Raw genomic sequence first — 15,195 nt, 5'->3', positions numbered from 1 at the left:
AGATGGATTTCGGATTTACGATTGCGGCCTACGTGGTCGCGGGGGTGCTCTTCATCCTGTCGCTGGGCGGCCTGTCCAACCAGGAAAGCGCGAAACGCGCGGTCTGGTACGGCATCGTCGGCATGGCGCTGGCGGTCTTCGCCACGCTGATCGGGCCCGGCTCGGGCCTGTGGGTCCTGTCGCTGGTGCTGATCGTCTGCGGCGGCGCCATCGGCTGGTATGTCGCCAAGAAGGTCGAGATGACCGAGATGCCGCAGCTGGTTGCGGCGATGCACTCGCTGGTCGGTCTCGCGGCGGTCTTCGTGGGCTTCAACGCCCATTTCGAGATCGGACGCGTGGCCGCGGCCTATGCCGAGGTCGGCGAGCCCTTCCCGCTGGCGCTGGGCGGGCATACGCCCGAGGTGCTGGCCGACCGCTTCCGCGGCTTTGCCGAAGTGGTGGCGCACAAGACCAACGTGGAAATCAACATCCTGCGGGTCGAGCTGTTCCTGGGCGTCTTCATCGGCGCGATCACCTTCACCGGGTCGGTCATCGCCTTCGGCAAGCTGGCCGGCAAGGTCACCTCGGCGGCGACCAAGCTGCCCGGCGGGCACCTGCTGAACGCGGGCGCCGCGGCGCTCTCGGTGATCTGCCTGTTCTGGTATCTCGGCTCGGGCGGGTTCCTGCCGCTGCTGCTGATGACGCTGGCGGCGCTCTTCATCGGCTACCACCTGATCATGGGGATCGGCGGCGCCGACATGCCGGTCGTGGTCTCGATGCTGAACAGCTATTCCGGCTGGGCGGCGGCGGCCATCGGCTTCAGCCTGGGCAATGACCTCCTGATCGTGGTCGGCGCGCTGGTCGGCTCTTCGGGTGCGATCCTGTCCTACATCATGTGCAAGGCGATGAACCGCTCCTTCGTCAGCGTGATCCTCGGCGGTTTCGGCGGCTCGGCCGGCCCGGCGATGGAGGTCGAGGGCGAGCAGGTCTCGATCGATGCCGACGGCGTGGCCACCGCGCTGGACGAGGCCGACAGCGTGATCATCGTGCCGGGCTACGGCATGGCGGTGGCGCAGGCGCAGAACAACGTGGCCGAGCTGACCCGCAAGCTGCGCGCCAAGGGCAAGGAGGTGCGGTTCGCCATCCACCCCGTCGCCGGGCGTCTGCCGGGGCACATGAACGTGCTGCTGGCCGAGGCCAAGGTGCCCTATGACATCGTGCTCGAGATGGAGGAGATCAACGACGACTTCCCCGACACGGATGTGGTCATCGTGATCGGCTCGAACGACATCGTGAACCCCGCCGCGCAGGACGATCCCAACAGCCCCATCGCCGGCATGCCGGTGCTGGAAGTCTGGAAGGCCAAGCAGGTCTTCGTCTCCAAGCGCGGGCAGGGCACCGGCTATTCGGGCATCGAGAACCCGCTGTTCTACAAGGACAACACGCGGATGTATTACGGCGATGCCAAGCAGTCTGTGGGCGAGCTGCTCAACCGCATCAGCTGAGGCGCGGGGCGGTCAGCGCCGCCCCCTGTTCGACATCACGAGGCCCCGCCCGGCATCCCGGGCGGGGCCTTTTCTTTGGGCTCGCGCCGCGCTGACGGGGTTCGAGCGGCGCGCGGGTCGCTGCGCCGCCGTTTCCGGACCCTCACGCCGCGGCCCTTCACTGGCCGGCAGACCTTGCGCGACTTTTCATCTGCAAAGCCCGGGTTTGCATATTTTCCGGGCCCGAGAGGGGCTGCGGGCTTGCGGCCATGCGGCTCTTGCGGCAGAACCTTGGGAAGATTTTCGCCACAATGACGGGGGAGCCCATGAACCTCACGATGAACCGCAACGTGCTGGCCGAGGCCTTCGGCGCCAACGAGGGCACCGCCCTGCGCGTCAAGCAGGCCCTGCTGGTGGTGCTGGGCATCGCGGCGCTGGCCGTGGCCGCCAAGATCCGCGTGCCGATGTGGCCCGTGCCGATCACCATGGGCACCTTCGCCGTGCTGACCGTGGGCGCCGCCTACGGGCCGCGGCTGGGCCTGGTCACCATCCTCGGCTACATGCTGGTCGGCGCGCTGGGTTTCGACGTCTTCGCCGGCTCCTCGGCCGAGGCCGCGGGGCTGAGCTACATGATGGGCGGCACCGGCGGCTACCTCGTGGGCTATGTCGCGGCCGTCGCCGCGCTGGGCATGCTGGCCCGGGCCGGCTGGGACCGCTCGGTCGGCAAGATGGCCGCCGCCATGCTGCTGGGCAACGTGCTGATCTATGCGCCGGGCCTCGTGTGGCTGGGCATGCTCTACGGCTGGGACAAGCCGATCCTCGAATGGGGCCTGACGCCCTTCCTCGTGGGCGACGCGATCAAGCTGGCACTCGCCGCGCTGATCCTGCCGGCGGCCTGGAAGCTGGTGGGCCGCGCCCGCGGCTGAGCGCCCGTCGCGTGACAATTCAGAACGGCGTCGGGATCCCCCGGCGCCGTTTTTTCATGCCCGGGGCAGGGCGCTTGCGGCTCAGGCCAGCTCGGTCGAGATCTGCGCGCCATGCTCCAGCGTCTTGTGCACCGGGCACTTGTCGGCGATCTCCAGCAGCCGCTTGCGCTGCGCCTCGGTCAGATCGCCGGTCAGCGTGATGCGCCGGGTGAAGCTGTCGATGCGCGTCTCGTGGCTGGTCTCGGCATCCTGCGCGTGCACCTTGTCATGGGTCACGTCGACCGAGACATGGGTCAGCGGCCAGCCCTTGCGCCGCGCATACATGCGCAGCGTCATCGAGGTGCAGGCGCCCAGCCCGGCCGCGAGGAAGCCGTAGGGCGACATGCCGCGGTTGGTGCCGCCATAGGCCTGTGGCTCGTCGGCCAGGGCGTGGTGATGCGGGCCGTTCTGTACGTCCTGAAGGAAGCCGGCCGGATCGGCCTCTGAGACGCGCACGACGCCCTCGGGCGCGCCGATGGGCGGGGCCGGCGGCGCGAGATCCAGGTAGCGGTCGGCCCAGGCGGCGATCACCTCGGCGGCATATTCGGCATCGCGCGCGCGGGTCACCAGGTGGTCGGCATCGTCCAGCGTCACGAAGCTTTTCGGATGCTTCGCCGCGACGAAGATCTGGGTGGCGTTCGAGATGTCGACCACCGCGTCGCGCGGCGCGTGCATCACCAGCAGCGCCTTGCGCAGCCGGCCGATCACCGGGGCCAGCGCCTCGGCCCGGACATCCTCGACGAAGTCGCGCCCGATGGTGAAGGGCCGCCCGCCCAGATCGACCTGCGCCGCGCCCTCGGCCTCGATCCGGTCAAGGCTGTCGGCGAAGTTATGCGTCACATGGGCCGGGTCGAAGGGGGCGCCGATCGTCGCCACCGCCCGCACCGAGTCGATGCGCTCGGCCGCGCGCAGCACCGCCGCGCCGCCCAGGCTGTGCCCGATCAGCAGGGCGGGCGCCATGCCCCGTTCATCCAGATAGCGCGCCGCGGCCTCGAGATCGGCCACGTTGCTGCGGAAGGTGGTGTTGGCGAACTCGCCGCCGGAATGGCCCAGCCCGGTGAAATCGAAGCGCAGCACTGCGATCCCCATCGCCGCCAGCCGCGCCGCGATGCGCCGGGCCGCGGTGATGTCCTTGCCGCAGGTGAAGCAATGGGCAAAGAGCGCGGTGGCCAGGCGCGGCCCCTCGGGCAGGTCGAGCCGCGCGGCGAGCGTGTCGCCGGCATGGCCGGGAAAGGTGATGCGATCGGTCGGCATGGAGGACTCCTGGACGGGACGGGTGAGGCGAGAATGTGCACGCGCCCCCGCCCGGGCAAGCCGCGTGTCACACGCGTCACGGCAAGGTGACACCGCCGGCGCGGGCGTGAGCGGGGCCGCTCAGCCCCCCATAAGGCGTGGATCGAACGGGTAGGGGGTCAGGTTCTCGAACCCGTCCTCTGTGATCAGCACCTGGTCTTCCAGCTTGATCGAGAAATCGCCGCCCTCGGGCGAGACCAGCGCCTCGACGCAGAGCACCATGCCGGCCTCCAGCGGATAGTCGAAGGCGCCCGGCACCATGTGGTCGGGGTAGGCGACCAGCGGCCACTCGTCGCACAGGCCCACGCCATGCATCAGGCAGCCGTATTTCAGCGACTGGAACTCGGGGCGCAGCACGTGGGTGTTGCGCGACAGGTCCTCGATCGAAACCCCGGGGCGCAGCATCTGCATGTTGGTCATGATGTGCTCATGCGCATGGCGCATCGCGTCGATCATGTCGGGCCGGGCGGGCATCTCGCCGATCCACCAGGTGCGCGAGATGTCGACGCAGATCCCGTAGGCGCCCACGAGATCGGTGTCGAAGGCAAGGATCTCGCCCTCGGACACGATGCGCGGCCCGCATTCCTGGAACCACGGGTTGGTGCGCGGCCCCGAGGTCAGCAGCCGCGTCTCGATCCATTCGCCGCCGCGGCGGATATTGCCGGCATGCAGCTCGGCCCAGATGTCGTTCTCGGAGACCTCGCCGCGCGGCACCTCGCTGCGGGCGAAATGCTCCATCTCGGCCATGGCGGCCTCGCAGGCGTGCACGGCGCAGCGCATGGCGCGGATCTCGTCGGGGCCCTTGACCGAGCGGGCCTTCTCGGTCAGCTCCTCGCCGGGAAGCACGGTCAGCCCCGCCGCCTCGAGCGCGCGCAGCCCGTGCAGCATGGGCTTGTCCACCGCCAGCCGGCGGTTGCCCGGCGCATGTGCGGCCAGCAGATCCACCACTTCGGCGGCAAAGCGGCGGGCGGCAACCTCCAGCCCGTCGCCGCGGTCGAAATAGAACAGGTCGGCCCCGGCGCGCACCTCGCGCACCAGCGGGTTGAAGCCCGACAGGAAGGGCGCGTTGCGATAGTCCCAGATCACCATGTGGCCATCGGCGCAGACCAGCACGGCACGGAACGGGTTATGCGCGTTCCACAGCTGCATGTTGGTGCTGTCGGTGGCGTAGCGGATGTTGAGCGGGTCGAAGACCAGCAGGCCGGCGCAATCGCGCGCCACCACGTGATCGACCAGCCGCTGCCAGCGATAGTGCCGCATCCGGGGCAGGTCGGGCAGGACCAGCCCCGCCGCCTGCCATTCGGCCAGCGCCAGTCGGGTGGGGCCGATCTCGACCCGGTCGGCATCATTGGGGGTGTTGTCCCCGAGCAGTGCGCCGCGCGACGGGTCGATCTTGCGGCGGTCACGATGGTGGATGTTCATGGGCGCCTCCCTCGCGGCCAGCTTCCGCCGCGCGCCCCGGCCGATCTGCGCCGTTTCCGACAACGGGCTGCCGCGATCGGACCGTATCGCAGGAGTCTTGAGCGGCGTTTGGCGGCGATCCTGACTGCTGAAGGGTCATGGCGCGCAAGGGCAGAGGCGGAAGATCGAGAAGGGCCTGGCACCGCTGGACCTTTCATGCCCCGTCCTCCACGGTCGGGGCATGATCCTTCAGACCACCCTGCCATATGACCCCGATGACCCGCCGCGCCTGCCGGGGATCGCGCCGTTGGCGCCGGGGGACTGGCTGCTGTTGGACGAGGCCTATGGTCCGCAAGTGGCACTACGCCGGCACTTGCTGGAGACCCGGCGCGCCGAGGTTCTGGCGGTGGAGCCCGGGGCCGAACCCGCGGCGGCCGAACTGCTGGAGACGGTGCTGGCGCAGCTGCCCGAGGGGGTCGACCTGCGGGACGGTGTCGTGCGCTGCCCCGACGGGGCCCGCGTGCCGGTCGAGAGGTCGGATCCGCTGGGCACGCTTGGCCGGATCTTGCAGGAGGATTTCTGCCTGATGGAACGGCGCGGCGAACAGCACGTGCTGACCGGCGCCGTGCTCTGCTTTCCCGCCAGCTGGACCCTTTCCGAAAAGCTGGGCCACCCGCTGACGCGCATCCACGCGCCGGTGGAGAATTACGACGCGGATCTCGCCCGCCGGGTGCAGCGGCTCTTTGACGGGATCCGGCCGGGCCGGCCGCTCTGGCGCTTCAACGCTTTGGGCTATGACGACCCGGCCCTGTTCCAGCCGCGCCGCGAAGCCGCGCCCCACGCGGCCCACGACCGGGGTGCGGCGCGATACCTGCGCTCGGAGCGGCAATGCCTCTGGCGGCTGGAGCGCAGCGGCGCGGTCGTCTTTTCGATCCACACCTATGTGCTGGACCGCCGGGCAGGGCTCAGTGCACCACCTGCCGGACCAGTGCCTGCAGACGGTCGGTATTGACCAGCACGAGGAACAGCATGGTCACTGCCGTGGCCTGCGTGACCAGCCGGAAATCCATGCCGCGCACCAGCCCGATGATCGACATGAAGATCGCCACGGGGAAGCAGACGAAGGACAGGGTCGCCGTCATCGCCCAGCCGGCCGCGCCCATGCGGCGTTGCTCGGGCGCAGCGGCGTTGCGCGCGCGCACATATTGCGCCAGCCGGTCGGTGGTGCGGCCGGTGGGGCGCGGGGTGCCGTCGGCCTCGAAGAGATGGGCGCAGATCTGGTCCACCGCAGCCTCCGTGTCGTCCTGCGGCAGGGGGGCGGAGGTCTGCGGCAGGCGGCGGGGCGAGACATAGCTGCGCAGGCGGATGAAATCCTCGCGGTCGATCAGCACGTCCGGCGAGTACCATTCCAGGATGTCGGCCGGCGAATGATCGAGCGCGGCCAGCACCGCGTCGGAGAGCAGCCGCGCCGCGGTCTCGTCATCGCCCATGGCGCCCTGCAGGGCGATCACCTCCATCACCACGCGGGGGCCGTAATCGCTGTCGGGTTCGGGGGTGACGCTGATCCCGTAGCGGCCGCCATAGACGGTGCCGCTTTCGGGGAAGCGCTGGGGCGGGCCGTCCGGCGACCGGTCGAGCCGGGCCAGAACGGCCTCGGCCGCGGCAAGATAGGGGGCCGGGTCCAGCCCTTCCGCATCGGGAAGGATCAATCCGGCATAGGGGGCCTCAAGACGGGACATGTCGCGCTCCTTTGAACAGCGTCCGCTGTGCTGGAGCCTTTCTGCCAAATGATCTTGGTCGCTTTCGGGCAAAAACGCGCAATTTTGGGTGAACCCCGGGAAAACCGCGCGCATTCTTTCCTTAATGATGAACAGGGGATGAATGGCCTTGGTTTGGCTTCGTTAACAATGGGTTAACGAAGGCCGAACACCCCGCGCCCCCCCCCGCATCAGCCGTCGATCACCGCGGCGGCGGCGGCGATGGCCTGCTGGTAGACGGTGGCCGCGTTCCACTCGTTCAGGACGCGGAAATTATGCGTGCCGGGGCCGTAGGGCTGCCCCGCCTTCCAGCCTTTCTGGCGCAGGTAGTTCGCGGTCGAGGCCAGCGCGTCGGCCTCGTTGTAGAAGTCCACGCGCCCGTCGCCATTGCCGTCCACGCCATAGCGCATCGCGTTGCCGGGCAGGAACTGGGTGTGGCCCAGCTCGCCATGGAAGGCGCCGCGCTGGTTGGATGCCAGCATGCCGCGATCCACCATCTGCAGCGCCGCGATGGCATGCGGGCGGAACAGCTCGGGGCGGCGGCAGTCATAGGCCACGGTGAGGATCGAGTTGACCACCGGCTCCGAGCCCATGTTGCGGCCGAACCCGGTCTCCATCCCGTGGATCGAGGTCAGGATCCCCGGGCTGACGCCGTAACGGCTCTCCAGCGCGTTGAAGAAGGCGCGGTTGCGGTCGATGCGCTTTTTCGCCTGCGCAGCAAAGCCGTTGAGCGAGCCCAGCCGGATCTGCACGAACCGGTCGAAGCTGTACTTGACGCCTTTCTGGTTGCGGTCGGCATTGATGGTGCGCTGCGAGTAGCTGGCATTCATCAGCGCGTCGATGCCGCGCTGGCCGACGCCGGCGGCGCGCGCATCGGCGGCAAACTCGGATTTCCAGGCGTTGAAGCCGGAGGCGGTGTTGCCGCAGGTGGCGGCGAGGGCGGGCGTGGCGGCCAGCAGCGAGAAAAGGGCAACGGACAAAATGCGGCGCATCGGGGCACTCCGGTTCGGAAACAGGTTGTTTCGCAAAGCGTATATCCAGAGGACCGGCCCCTCCAAGCGCGAAATCGGGCCGCGCGGCGGGTGGCCCGGCGACTGCGGCAGATTGAACGCGCCTGCGGGACAAGGCTTGCTTTGGCGCGGATCCTCGCGAATCCTTGGTGGCGCAACGGGTTGCGGGGGATCACGGATGGCTGGATGGCGGCACATGTGGCGCGCGGCGCTGCTGGCGGCGGGGCTGCTTTCCGTGGCGTCCTGCGCCGTCTCGCCGGTGCAAGATGCACCGAACGGGGCCGATCCGGTGGCGCTGCTGTCCACCTGCTGCGACGCGGTCGAGAAATACCCCGGGTTTCTGGTCACGCTGGTCGAGCCCAAGGCCGACCGCAAGCCCGCCATCCGCACCCCGCACCGGCTGCGCCCGGCCTACCTGTCGGACAAGCCCGAGGCGGTGGCCTATCTGATGGCGCGGCTGCGTCCGCTCGACCTGCTGGTGACGGCCGACAAGGGCCTGCTGACCGGGCGGCTGGTGCCGGGCTATTTCAGCCATTCGCTGGTCTATCTCGGCACCGAGGCACAGCTGCGCGCCGCCGGGCTCTGGCACCTGCCGGCCCTGCGGGCGCATCACGCAGCGATCCGCGAGGGGCATGTGTTCTACGAATCGCGCCCGCCGCGGGTGGATTTCGCCGACCCGGCCAAGGTGCTGGACGTGGACAGCGCCGCCATCCTGCGCCCCGATCTGGCACCGGGGCAGGCGGAAGACGCGCTGCGTGCGCTGCTGGCACGCCACCGTGTGCCCTTTGACAGCCATCTCGATTCGGGCACGCCGGACTGCCTCTACTGCGCCGAGCTTCTGGACGTGGCGATGCCCTTTCTCGAGCTGCCGCGCCAGTCGGGCTATGGCCGCGAGACGGTGGTGCCCGACGCCATCGCTGCCCATGCGATCCGTCCGGACACGCCGCTGCGCTTCATCGCCTTCCTGCATGCTACGCCCGGCGGCGCGATCAGCGCCCCGGCCACGACGCTGGCCGCAACGATTCGGCGGTATTGGCCCGGCTGAGACTCGAAAGGGGCCGCCTTGCGCCGCGGTCAGGCCTGGAACCGCCTAGCCCGCATACCGCCCGCGACGCCCCAGATCAGGCCGGAAGGACATATCCGCAGCGTGCCGCGGTCTACTACGGCGTGCTGCTGGTCGCGTCGACACGGTTTGGCACGCCATGCCGCGCGGTGGCCGTCCCGCCGCAGTCGCCGGTCGAACAGCCCCGCGTCGTCTACCGGTTGCCGGCGTCGTGCAGGGCAGCCTCGAACTCGGCCTCCACATAGCCAAGGCAGGTGGTCGACGTACAGGCGTCGAGCTTGCGCGCGGCCTCTTGCCCCAGATGCGGAAGCCCGGCCGCCTGCGCCTTTAACAAAAGCGCCGGCCGCATGTTGTCGCGAACGATGTCGGCGGCGCTCTTGCCCTCGCGCTGCGCAATGAAGGCGCGTGTCTTGCGCGCCTCGTCGGCGGACAGCTCGCCACTGTCGAGCCGCGCCTGCGCCTGCTTCACCGCCATGTTCACCGCCACGTCCGCGCCGCCGCCGCCGGTCACTAGTCGCGTCAAGAGATTGTCCCTGCCGTCGATCTCGGCCTCGCTGGCCTTGGCCATCGCGCGCATCTGGCGATCCGGGGACAGGAACGTCAACACCACGACCGCGCCCGCCGATACCATCAGGAAGCCTGTGGCCAGAACCAAGGCCACGCCCAACCCGCCGCGTCCGCCGCCGCCGCCGCCACGCGGAGGTTCGGTCGGCGGGCGTGGTGGCGGGTTGCCCTGGCCGCTGCCGCCTTGCTGTTCATTCAGACGCGCGAGGCGCTCTTCGAAGCTCGTTCCCATGACCCTCGGTTCCCGTTCTGCCGCGCGGCGTCATGCGCGCCCGATGGCAGGACCGTCCCACGTGGCCAGAGCGGTTCCGTGGCGCAATCATGGAATTGTCGGGGAAAATGGATCTTGCCAAAGAAAACGGGCGCCCGAAGGCGCCCGTCGAAACTCCGCCGTGCGGGAGATCAGCAGCTGTAGTACATGCCGAACTCGACCGGGTGCGGCGTGTGCTCGAACATCTCGACCTCTTCCATCTTGAGGTCGATATAGCCGTCGATCTGGTCCTTGGTGAACACGTCACCGGCCAGCAGGAAGGCGTGATCGGCCTTCAGAGCGTCGATCGCCTCGCGCAGGCTGCCGCAGACCGTCGGGATGCCTTCCAGCTCTTCGGCCGGCAGGTCGTAGAGGTTCTTGTCCATCGCCTCGCCCGGGTCGATCTTGTTCTTGATGCCGTCCAGGCCGGCCATCAGCAGCGCCGCGAAGCACAGGTAGGGGTTCGCCGACGGGTCGGGGAAGCGGGCCTCGACGCGCTTGGCCTTGGGCGATTCCGTCCACGGGATCCGCACGCAGCCCGAGCGGTTGCGGGCCGAGTAGGCGCGCAGCACGGGCGCCTCGAAGCCCGGGATCAGGCGCTTGTAGCTGTTGGTCGACGGGTTGGTGAAGGCATTCAGCGTCTTGGCATGCTTCAGGATGCCGCCGATGAAATACAGCGCCTCCTGGCTCAGGTCGGCATACTTGTCGCCGGCAAAGAGCGGCTTGCCGTCCTTCCAGATCGACATGTTGCAATGCATGCCGGTGCCGTTGTCGCCGTAGATCGGCTTGGGCATGAAGGTGGCCGACTTGCCGTAGGCCTGCGCCACGTTGTGGATGACGTACTTGTATTTCTGCAGCTCGTCGGCCTGCTTGGTGAGCGAGCCGAAGATCAGGCCCAGCTCGTGCTGGCAGGACGCCACCTCGTGGTGGTGCTTGTCGACCTTCATGCCGACGCGCTTCATGGTGGACAGCATCTCGGAGCGGATGTCCTGGCCGTCATCGATCGGGTTGACGGGGAAATAGCCGCCCTTGATGCCCGGGCGGTGGCCGGTATTGCCGACCTCGTACTCGGTATCGGTGTTCCAGGACGCGTCCAGCGCGTCGACCTCGTAAGAGACCTTGTTGATCGTGTTCGAGTAGCGCACGTCGTCGAACAGGAAGAACTCGGCCTCGGGACCCCAGTACGAGATGTCGCCGATGCCGGAGGATTTCAGGTAGGCCTCGGCCTTCTCGGCGGTGCCGCGCGGGTCGCGCTCATAGGGCTCGCCGGTGTCGGGCTCGACCACCGAGCAGTGCAGGCACAGGGTCTTCTCGGCGTAGAAGGGGTCGATATAGGCGCTGTCGGTGTCGGGCATCAGTTTCATGTCCGAGGCCTCGATCGACTTCCAGCCGGCGATCGACGAGCCGTCGAACATGAAGCCTTCCTCCAGGAAGTCCTCGTCCACCTGGTCGGCCATCACCGTCACGTGCTGCAGCTTGCCGCGCGGATCGGTGAACCGGATGTCGACATAGGCGACGTCCTCGTCCTTCATCGTCTTGAGAACTGCGTCCTTGCTCATTCCCTGTTTCCCTTTCTGTCAGATACTTTGAGTGTCTCGCCCGTGACCGGTGCCGCGCCGCTCAGAGCGCGTCGGACCCGGTCTCGCCGGTGCGAATGCGGATGGCCTGCTCGACCGCGGTCACGAAGATCTTGCCGTCGCCGATCTTGTCGGTCTTGGCCGCGGCGGTGATCGCCTCGATCGCGCCGTCGACCTGGTCGTCGTCCAGAACGATCTCGATCTTCACCTTGGGGAGGAAGTCGACCACGTATTCCGCGCCGCGATACAGCTCGGTATGGCCCTTCTGGCGGCCGAAGCCCTTGACCTCGACCACCGACAGGCCCTGGATCCCGGCATCCTGCAGAGCCTCCTTGACCTCATCGAGCTTGAACGGCTTGATGATCGCCTCGATTTTCTTCATCGGCCTGACCTCTCCTCGCAAAACCTGTCAGCACGGGCAGACCATGTCCCACCGGGCGCCACAATGCGAACCCCGCGCCAAGGCCCTGTCGCACGGCTGCACGGAAAGCGGGCGCCTTCGATTTGGGCGAGTTGGTCAAAATATGTGCGAAAGTGAATCGCGGCGTGATGCGCGGTTTTCCGGGGGCAGGGCGGGCGCTGCGGGATCGGGGCTTGATGTGGCGCGGCCGGGCCGCTTTGCTGCGCCACGACGATGCAGGGAGAGGGGCGGTGACCGAGATGACCGAATTGCTGACAGCCGGGCAGATGCGCGAGATCGAACAGGCGGCCATGGCGCGGGGCGCGGTCTCGGGGCTGACCCTGATGGAGCGTGCCGGCCATGGCGCGGTCGAGGCCATGTTTCGCGCCTGGCCGGACCTGGCGCAAAGCAGGCACAGCGCGCTGGTGCTCTGCGGTCCGGGCAACAATGGTGGCGACGGCTTCGTCATCGCGCGGCTGCTGCGGCAGCGGGGCTGGTCGGTGACGCTGTATCTTTTTGGCGACGCGACGCGCCTGCCGCCCGATGCGCAGACCAATTGCGACCGCTGGCGTGAGATCGGTGCGGTGCAGCCGCTGGATGCCGTGGCCTCCGACGGGCCGCCCGTCACCCTGCTGGTCGACGCGCTCTTCGGCACCGGCCTGACCCGGCCGCTGGGCCCCGACCTCGCGGCCCCGCTGCAGCGGGGCATGACCCGGGCCGATCGCGTGCTCGCGGTGGATGCGCCCTCGGGTCTCTGCATGGACAGCGGCCGCGTGCTGGGCACCGATGGCATCGCCTGCCGGGCCGACCTGACGGTCAGCTTCCATGCCGAGAAACTGGGCCATCGGCTGGCCGATGGGCCGGCGCATTGCGGCAGCGTGGCGGTGCAGGATATCGGTCTGGCCCATGCGCCCGATCCCGCGCAGGTGTCGCTGGTGACCGGTGCGCAGGGGTGGGCCGGGCTGTCAAAGCAGGGGGCGGCCCACAAATACGGTCATGGTCACGCGCTGATCCTGACCGGCGGGGCCGGGCGGACCGGTGCGGCGCGGCTCGCCGCGCGCGGTGCGTTGCGCATCGGCGCCGGGCTGGTGACGCTGGGCGTGCCGGGTGCGGCGCAGATGGAGGTGGCCGCGCAGATCACCGCGCTCATGCTGAGTCGGATCGACGATGCCCCGGCGCTGTCCGCCGCGCTGGAGGATGACCGGCTGAACGCGCTCTGCCTCGGCCCCGGTCTGGGGCTGGAGCGCGCGCAGGCGCTTGTCCCCGCCGCCTTGGCCGCAGGCCCGGGGCGCGGCGTGGTGCTCGATGCCGATGCGCTGACCGCCTTCGCCGAAGACCCCGCCGCGTTGTTCGGCCAGCTGCATCCGCGCTGCGTGCTGACCCCGCATGCCGGCGAATTCGCGCGGCTCTTCCCCGATCTCGCCGCACCGCTGAAAGAGACCCCGGACGAGGGTCCAGCCCTCTCAAAGGTCGCGGCCACGCGCGCCGCCGCCCGGCGGGCGGGCTGCGTCGTGCTCTTCAAGGGCGCCGACACGGTGATCGCCGATCCTTCGGGCGCCTGCGCGGTGCACTCGGCCACCTATGACCGCGCGGCCCCCTGGCTGGCCACGGCCGGCGCGGGGGACGTGCTGGCGGGGTTCATCGCTGGCCTATTGGCGCGCGGGCTGGCCCCGATGCAGGCGGCCCGGACGGCCAGCTGGCTGCATGTCGAGGCCGCCCGCAGTTTCGGCCCCGGCCTGATCGCCGAGGACCTGCCCGAGGCGCTGCCCAGGGTCTTGCGCGGGCTGCGCTGAGCCTCAGGCCGGGGCCGTCAGCCCGGGCGCCGAGGCCAGTTCCAGCCCGTCCGCGTAAAGGATATGCGGCGCATCGAAACGCAGCGCGACAAGGTCGACCTGCCGCATGCCCAGGTCCCGGACGAAGCTGCCATCGACCAGCCGCGCCGCCGGCACCAGAGCCTGCGGTCTGCCAAACAGCGCCCGGGCCCGCCAGTCGCGGATCAGCACCCTCTGCTCGGCCGGCACGCGAATGTCGCGCCCGGGCCGCGTATGCCCCAGCGAGCCGCCGCGGATCTCGATCATGCGACAGGCGATCTGCCGACGCGCCACCGCCCGCAGCGTCGACGCGCCCTGGTCGCGCGTGATCACGCGGTCGCCGGGTTCGAGGAATTCGACGGGCAGCGCCCCGTCAAGCGTCAGCACTGCCGTGCCGGTTGGCAGGGCGTTGCCGCAAAGCTCGGCCGTGACAGGCTCCGCTGAACGGAGCTGTCCTGCACGCCGGACCGTGTTCGGTTCCATGGGCGTTCTTCCTGTATGTTGTACTGCCTCGGTTTTTTGCACAGCCTACGGCAAGAGCAGGTTAATGTCCTGTCTTTTCTTGCGGCGAGCGTCTCCGTGAAATTTCCGCTCGCACCGCGGCAGGGCCTTTGCTATCTCTCGCCGGACCGACGGGCCACCTGGCCCGTCCCCGCGGGTGTGGCGAAATTGGTAGACGCACCAGATTTAGGTTCTGGCGCCGCAAGGCGTGGGGGTTCAAGTCCCTCCACCCGCACCAGTCTGAAAACAATCAGAAAACCTCCACTCCAAAAGCTTGCGCGGTTTCTCTGTGCGTGCTTCTGCTACTTTTGTGCTACGCGTGTGGTTGGATCTGTAGCACCGTGGCGTTGCCTTTGAGCGGCATCGATTCCCGTGGGTGGTTCAAGTTCAAGGTTGAGCCTCTACTTCGGCCGCGCTGATGCTGCTGCCCGCCCTTCGCGAATCATCGGTGAAAATGGTGTATCTGGATTTGCAAGCGAAAAATGCCCCGCGAACATTGACTTTTCCGTGATAGTTTGGTACAAGTTGAAGCAGGGTAAGAAGGCGGGGCCGGATTGCCAAATCTTCCAACAAAACAAACCTGTCGAGCAAAAAAATGGAAAAACTATATGTGACGCACGACGACGCCGCAGTCGGTGCCGGGATGCACCCTGCGGATTTTCGGGCCATTCGGCGCGTGCTGAATTGCCCTGTGCCTGAACGCCGCGTCAGCGGCAGCAAGAAGCTTCATTTCGACGTCGAGATGATAGTGGAGTGGCTGGCGCATGTGATGCCACGCCTGTCCCCTGAGCAAGAGCAACGCATCCTCCAAGCGGCCAGGCCTGCCGCACACGTCGACTTCTAAAAAACAACAAGGATCAGGAAAATGACCCAACTGAATCACCAACAGCGCCTTGCAGAGGCACGTCAACGGGTGCGTCTGGATCGCCATCTCGCCGAGCAAGGCGTTCCAGAAGATGCCCGAGACTACTTCCTTGCTGAACTGGCAGGGACCGAGCTTATTCGCACCTACCTGAATGGTGCTTCGGAGCCGAGCATCGACGTGTCCGTCGTCAGATAATTTGGGACGCTTGAGCGCTTTCCAGACTGGAGGCTCTGGCTCACCGCTGGTTGATGTTACGCGTTTGCAGTTTCGTGGCG

15 protein-coding genes and 1 tRNA gene are annotated in these 15,195 nt (G+C 68.0%); 8 read left to right on the top strand and 8 right to left on the bottom strand.

What is annotated here, in order from left to right:
• Positions 1 to 2: 2 nt before the first annotated feature.
• Both AVJ23_RS19635 and AVJ23_RS19630 read left to right on the top strand, forming a co-directional pair.
• Positions 3 to 1,484 carry an NAD(P)(+) transhydrogenase (Re/Si-specific) subunit beta gene (locus AVJ23_RS19635; protein ID WP_058863934.1) on the top strand — a complete coding sequence of 494 codons (1,482 nt, stop codon included), beginning with the start codon at positions 3 to 5 and terminating at the stop codon, positions 1,482 to 1,484.
• Between the two features lie 305 nt (positions 1,485 to 1,789).
• The gene (locus tag AVJ23_RS19630) at positions 1,790 to 2,389 is read left to right on the top strand and encodes a biotin transporter BioY (RefSeq protein ID WP_058863933.1); all 600 of its coding nucleotides are present in this window, start codon (positions 1,790 to 1,792) and stop codon (positions 2,387 to 2,389) included.
• Between the two features lie 81 nt (positions 2,390 to 2,470).
• Here the strand turns inward: AVJ23_RS19630 and AVJ23_RS19625 are convergent, their stop codons facing one another.
• Both AVJ23_RS19625 and dddP read right to left on the bottom strand, forming a co-directional pair.
• Positions 2,471 to 3,682: a bifunctional alpha/beta hydrolase/OsmC family protein gene (locus tag AVJ23_RS19625; RefSeq protein ID WP_058863932.1), complete on the bottom strand. Its 1,212-nt coding sequence runs from the start codon at positions 3,680 to 3,682 to the stop codon at positions 2,471 to 2,473.
• 120 nt (positions 3,683 to 3,802) lie between these two features.
• Positions 3,803 to 5,143, bottom strand: a complete 1,341-nt coding sequence (gene dddP, locus AVJ23_RS19620) for a dimethylsulfonioproprionate lyase DddP (RefSeq protein WP_058863979.1) — start codon at positions 5,141 to 5,143, stop codon at positions 3,803 to 3,805.
• A gap of 220 nt (positions 5,144 to 5,363) precedes the next feature.
• Between dddP and AVJ23_RS19615 the strand changes: the two genes are divergently transcribed.
• Entirely contained in the window at positions 5,364 to 6,134 is a 771-nt protein-coding gene (locus AVJ23_RS19615; RefSeq protein WP_058863931.1) for a heme-dependent oxidative N-demethylase family protein, read from the top strand.
• On the opposite strand, the gene AVJ23_RS19610 is transcribed toward AVJ23_RS19615, so the two are convergent.
• Both AVJ23_RS19610 and AVJ23_RS19605 read right to left on the bottom strand, forming a co-directional pair.
• Positions 6,088 to 6,861, bottom strand: coding sequence for a hypothetical protein (locus tag AVJ23_RS19610; protein ID WP_058863930.1), 774 nt, complete (start codon positions 6,859 to 6,861; stop codon positions 6,088 to 6,090). The two genes, AVJ23_RS19615 and AVJ23_RS19610, sit on opposite strands and share 47 nt — an antisense overlap.
• Before the next feature lie 209 nt (positions 6,862 to 7,070).
• A complete protein-coding gene (locus AVJ23_RS19605) occupies positions 7,071 to 7,871 on the bottom strand; it encodes a lytic murein transglycosylase (RefSeq protein ID WP_058863929.1) in 801 nt (266 codons plus the stop codon).
• Positions 7,872 to 8,067: 196 nt separating this feature from the next.
• Between AVJ23_RS19605 and AVJ23_RS19600 the strand changes: the two genes are divergently transcribed.
• Complete coding sequence (locus tag AVJ23_RS19600) at positions 8,068 to 8,934, top strand: hypothetical protein (RefSeq protein WP_157772728.1); 867 nt, start codon at positions 8,068 to 8,070, stop codon at positions 8,932 to 8,934.
• Between the two features lie 211 nt (positions 8,935 to 9,145).
• On the opposite strand, the gene AVJ23_RS19595 is transcribed toward AVJ23_RS19600, so the two are convergent.
• The 3 genes from AVJ23_RS19595 to AVJ23_RS19585 form a co-directional block, all read right to left on the bottom strand.
• Positions 9,146 to 9,748, bottom strand: a complete 603-nt coding sequence (locus tag AVJ23_RS19595) for a hypothetical protein (protein ID WP_157772727.1) — start codon at positions 9,746 to 9,748, stop codon at positions 9,146 to 9,148.
• A gap of 170 nt (positions 9,749 to 9,918) precedes the next feature.
• Positions 9,919 to 11,325, bottom strand: a complete 1,407-nt coding sequence (gene glnA / locus AVJ23_RS19590) for a type I glutamate--ammonia ligase (RefSeq protein WP_058863926.1) — start codon at positions 11,323 to 11,325, stop codon at positions 9,919 to 9,921.
• Between the two features lie 61 nt (positions 11,326 to 11,386).
• On the bottom strand, positions 11,387 to 11,725 hold the full coding sequence (locus tag AVJ23_RS19585) for a P-II family nitrogen regulator (RefSeq protein ID WP_058863925.1): 339 nt from the start codon (positions 11,723 to 11,725) through the stop codon (positions 11,387 to 11,389).
• A gap of 278 nt (positions 11,726 to 12,003) precedes the next feature.
• Here AVJ23_RS19585 and AVJ23_RS19580 point away from each other — a divergent pair, with 278 nt between their 5' ends.
• Positions 12,004 to 13,536 (top strand): bifunctional ADP-dependent NAD(P)H-hydrate dehydratase/NAD(P)H-hydrate epimerase, encoded by a 1,533-nt coding sequence (locus tag AVJ23_RS19580; protein ID WP_058863978.1) that lies wholly within the window; start codon positions 12,004 to 12,006, stop codon positions 13,534 to 13,536.
• A 3-nt stretch (positions 13,537 to 13,539) separates the two neighbouring features.
• On the opposite strand, the gene AVJ23_RS19575 is transcribed toward AVJ23_RS19580, so the two are convergent.
• On the bottom strand, positions 13,540 to 13,941 hold the full coding sequence (locus tag AVJ23_RS19575) for a Hint domain-containing protein (protein WP_240484735.1): 402 nt from the start codon (positions 13,939 to 13,941) through the stop codon (positions 13,540 to 13,542).
• A gap of 267 nt (positions 13,942 to 14,208) precedes the next feature.
• On the opposite strand from AVJ23_RS19575, the gene AVJ23_RS19570 reads away from it, so the two are divergent.
• The 3 genes from AVJ23_RS19570 to AVJ23_RS22915 all read left to right on the top strand — a co-directional run bounded on the left by AVJ23_RS19570 (position 14,209) and on the right by AVJ23_RS22915 (position 15,115).
• Positions 14,209 to 14,293: transfer RNA gene (locus AVJ23_RS19570), tRNA-Leu, on the top strand.
• A gap of 357 nt (positions 14,294 to 14,650) precedes the next feature.
• A complete protein-coding gene (locus tag AVJ23_RS22920) occupies positions 14,651 to 14,899 on the top strand; it encodes a hypothetical protein (protein WP_157772725.1) in 249 nt (82 codons plus the stop codon).
• Between the two features lie 21 nt (positions 14,900 to 14,920).
• Complete coding sequence (locus AVJ23_RS22915; protein WP_157772723.1) at positions 14,921 to 15,115, top strand: hypothetical protein; 195 nt, start codon at positions 14,921 to 14,923, stop codon at positions 15,113 to 15,115.
• Positions 15,116 to 15,195 lie beyond the last annotated feature (80 nt).

The organism is Pseudoponticoccus marisrubri (assembly GCF_001482405.1).
Lineage (GTDB): Bacteria > Pseudomonadota > Alphaproteobacteria > Rhodobacterales > Rhodobacteraceae > Pseudoponticoccus > Pseudoponticoccus marisrubri.
This window is presented reverse-complemented; position numbering and strand designations above follow the sequence as displayed.

Bases quoted from the DNA above. Each gene is read 5' to 3' on its own strand.
- AVJ23_RS22920 (WP_157772725.1), top strand. From the start codon at position 14,651: ATGGAAAAACTATATGTGACGCACGACGACGCCGCAGTCGGTGCCGGG.
- dddP (WP_058863979.1), bottom strand. From the start codon at position 5,143: ATGAACATCCACCATCGTGACCGCCGCAAGATCGACCCGTCGCGCGGC.
- AVJ23_RS19615 (WP_058863931.1), top strand. From the start codon at position 5,364: ATGATCCTTCAGACCACCCTGCCATATGACCCCGATGACCCGCCGCGC.
- AVJ23_RS19635 (WP_058863934.1), top strand. From the start codon at position 3: ATGGATTTCGGATTTACGATTGCGGCCTACGTGGTCGCGGGGGTGCTC.
- AVJ23_RS19610 (WP_058863930.1), bottom strand. From the start codon at position 6,861: ATGTCCCGTCTTGAGGCCCCCTATGCCGGATTGATCCTTCCCGATGCG.
- AVJ23_RS19625 (WP_058863932.1), bottom strand. From the start codon at position 3,682: ATGCCGACCGATCGCATCACCTTTCCCGGCCATGCCGGCGACACGCTC.
- AVJ23_RS19595 (WP_157772727.1), bottom strand. From the start codon at position 9,748: ATGGGAACGAGCTTCGAAGAGCGCCTCGCGCGTCTGAATGAACAGCAA.
- AVJ23_RS19630 (WP_058863933.1), top strand. From the start codon at position 1,790: ATGAACCTCACGATGAACCGCAACGTGCTGGCCGAGGCCTTCGGCGCC.
- AVJ23_RS19585 (WP_058863925.1), bottom strand. From the start codon at position 11,725: ATGAAGAAAATCGAGGCGATCATCAAGCCGTTCAAGCTCGATGAGGTC.
- AVJ23_RS19605 (WP_058863929.1), bottom strand. From the start codon at position 7,871: ATGCGCCGCATTTTGTCCGTTGCCCTTTTCTCGCTGCTGGCCGCCACG.
- glnA (WP_058863926.1), bottom strand. From the start codon at position 11,325: ATGAGCAAGGACGCAGTTCTCAAGACGATGAAGGACGAGGACGTCGCC.
- AVJ23_RS19600 (WP_157772728.1), top strand. From the start codon at position 8,068: ATGGCTGGATGGCGGCACATGTGGCGCGCGGCGCTGCTGGCGGCGGGG.
- AVJ23_RS22915 (WP_157772723.1), top strand. From the start codon at position 14,921: ATGACCCAACTGAATCACCAACAGCGCCTTGCAGAGGCACGTCAACGG.
- AVJ23_RS19580 (WP_058863978.1), top strand. From the start codon at position 12,004: ATGACCGAATTGCTGACAGCCGGGCAGATGCGCGAGATCGAACAGGCG.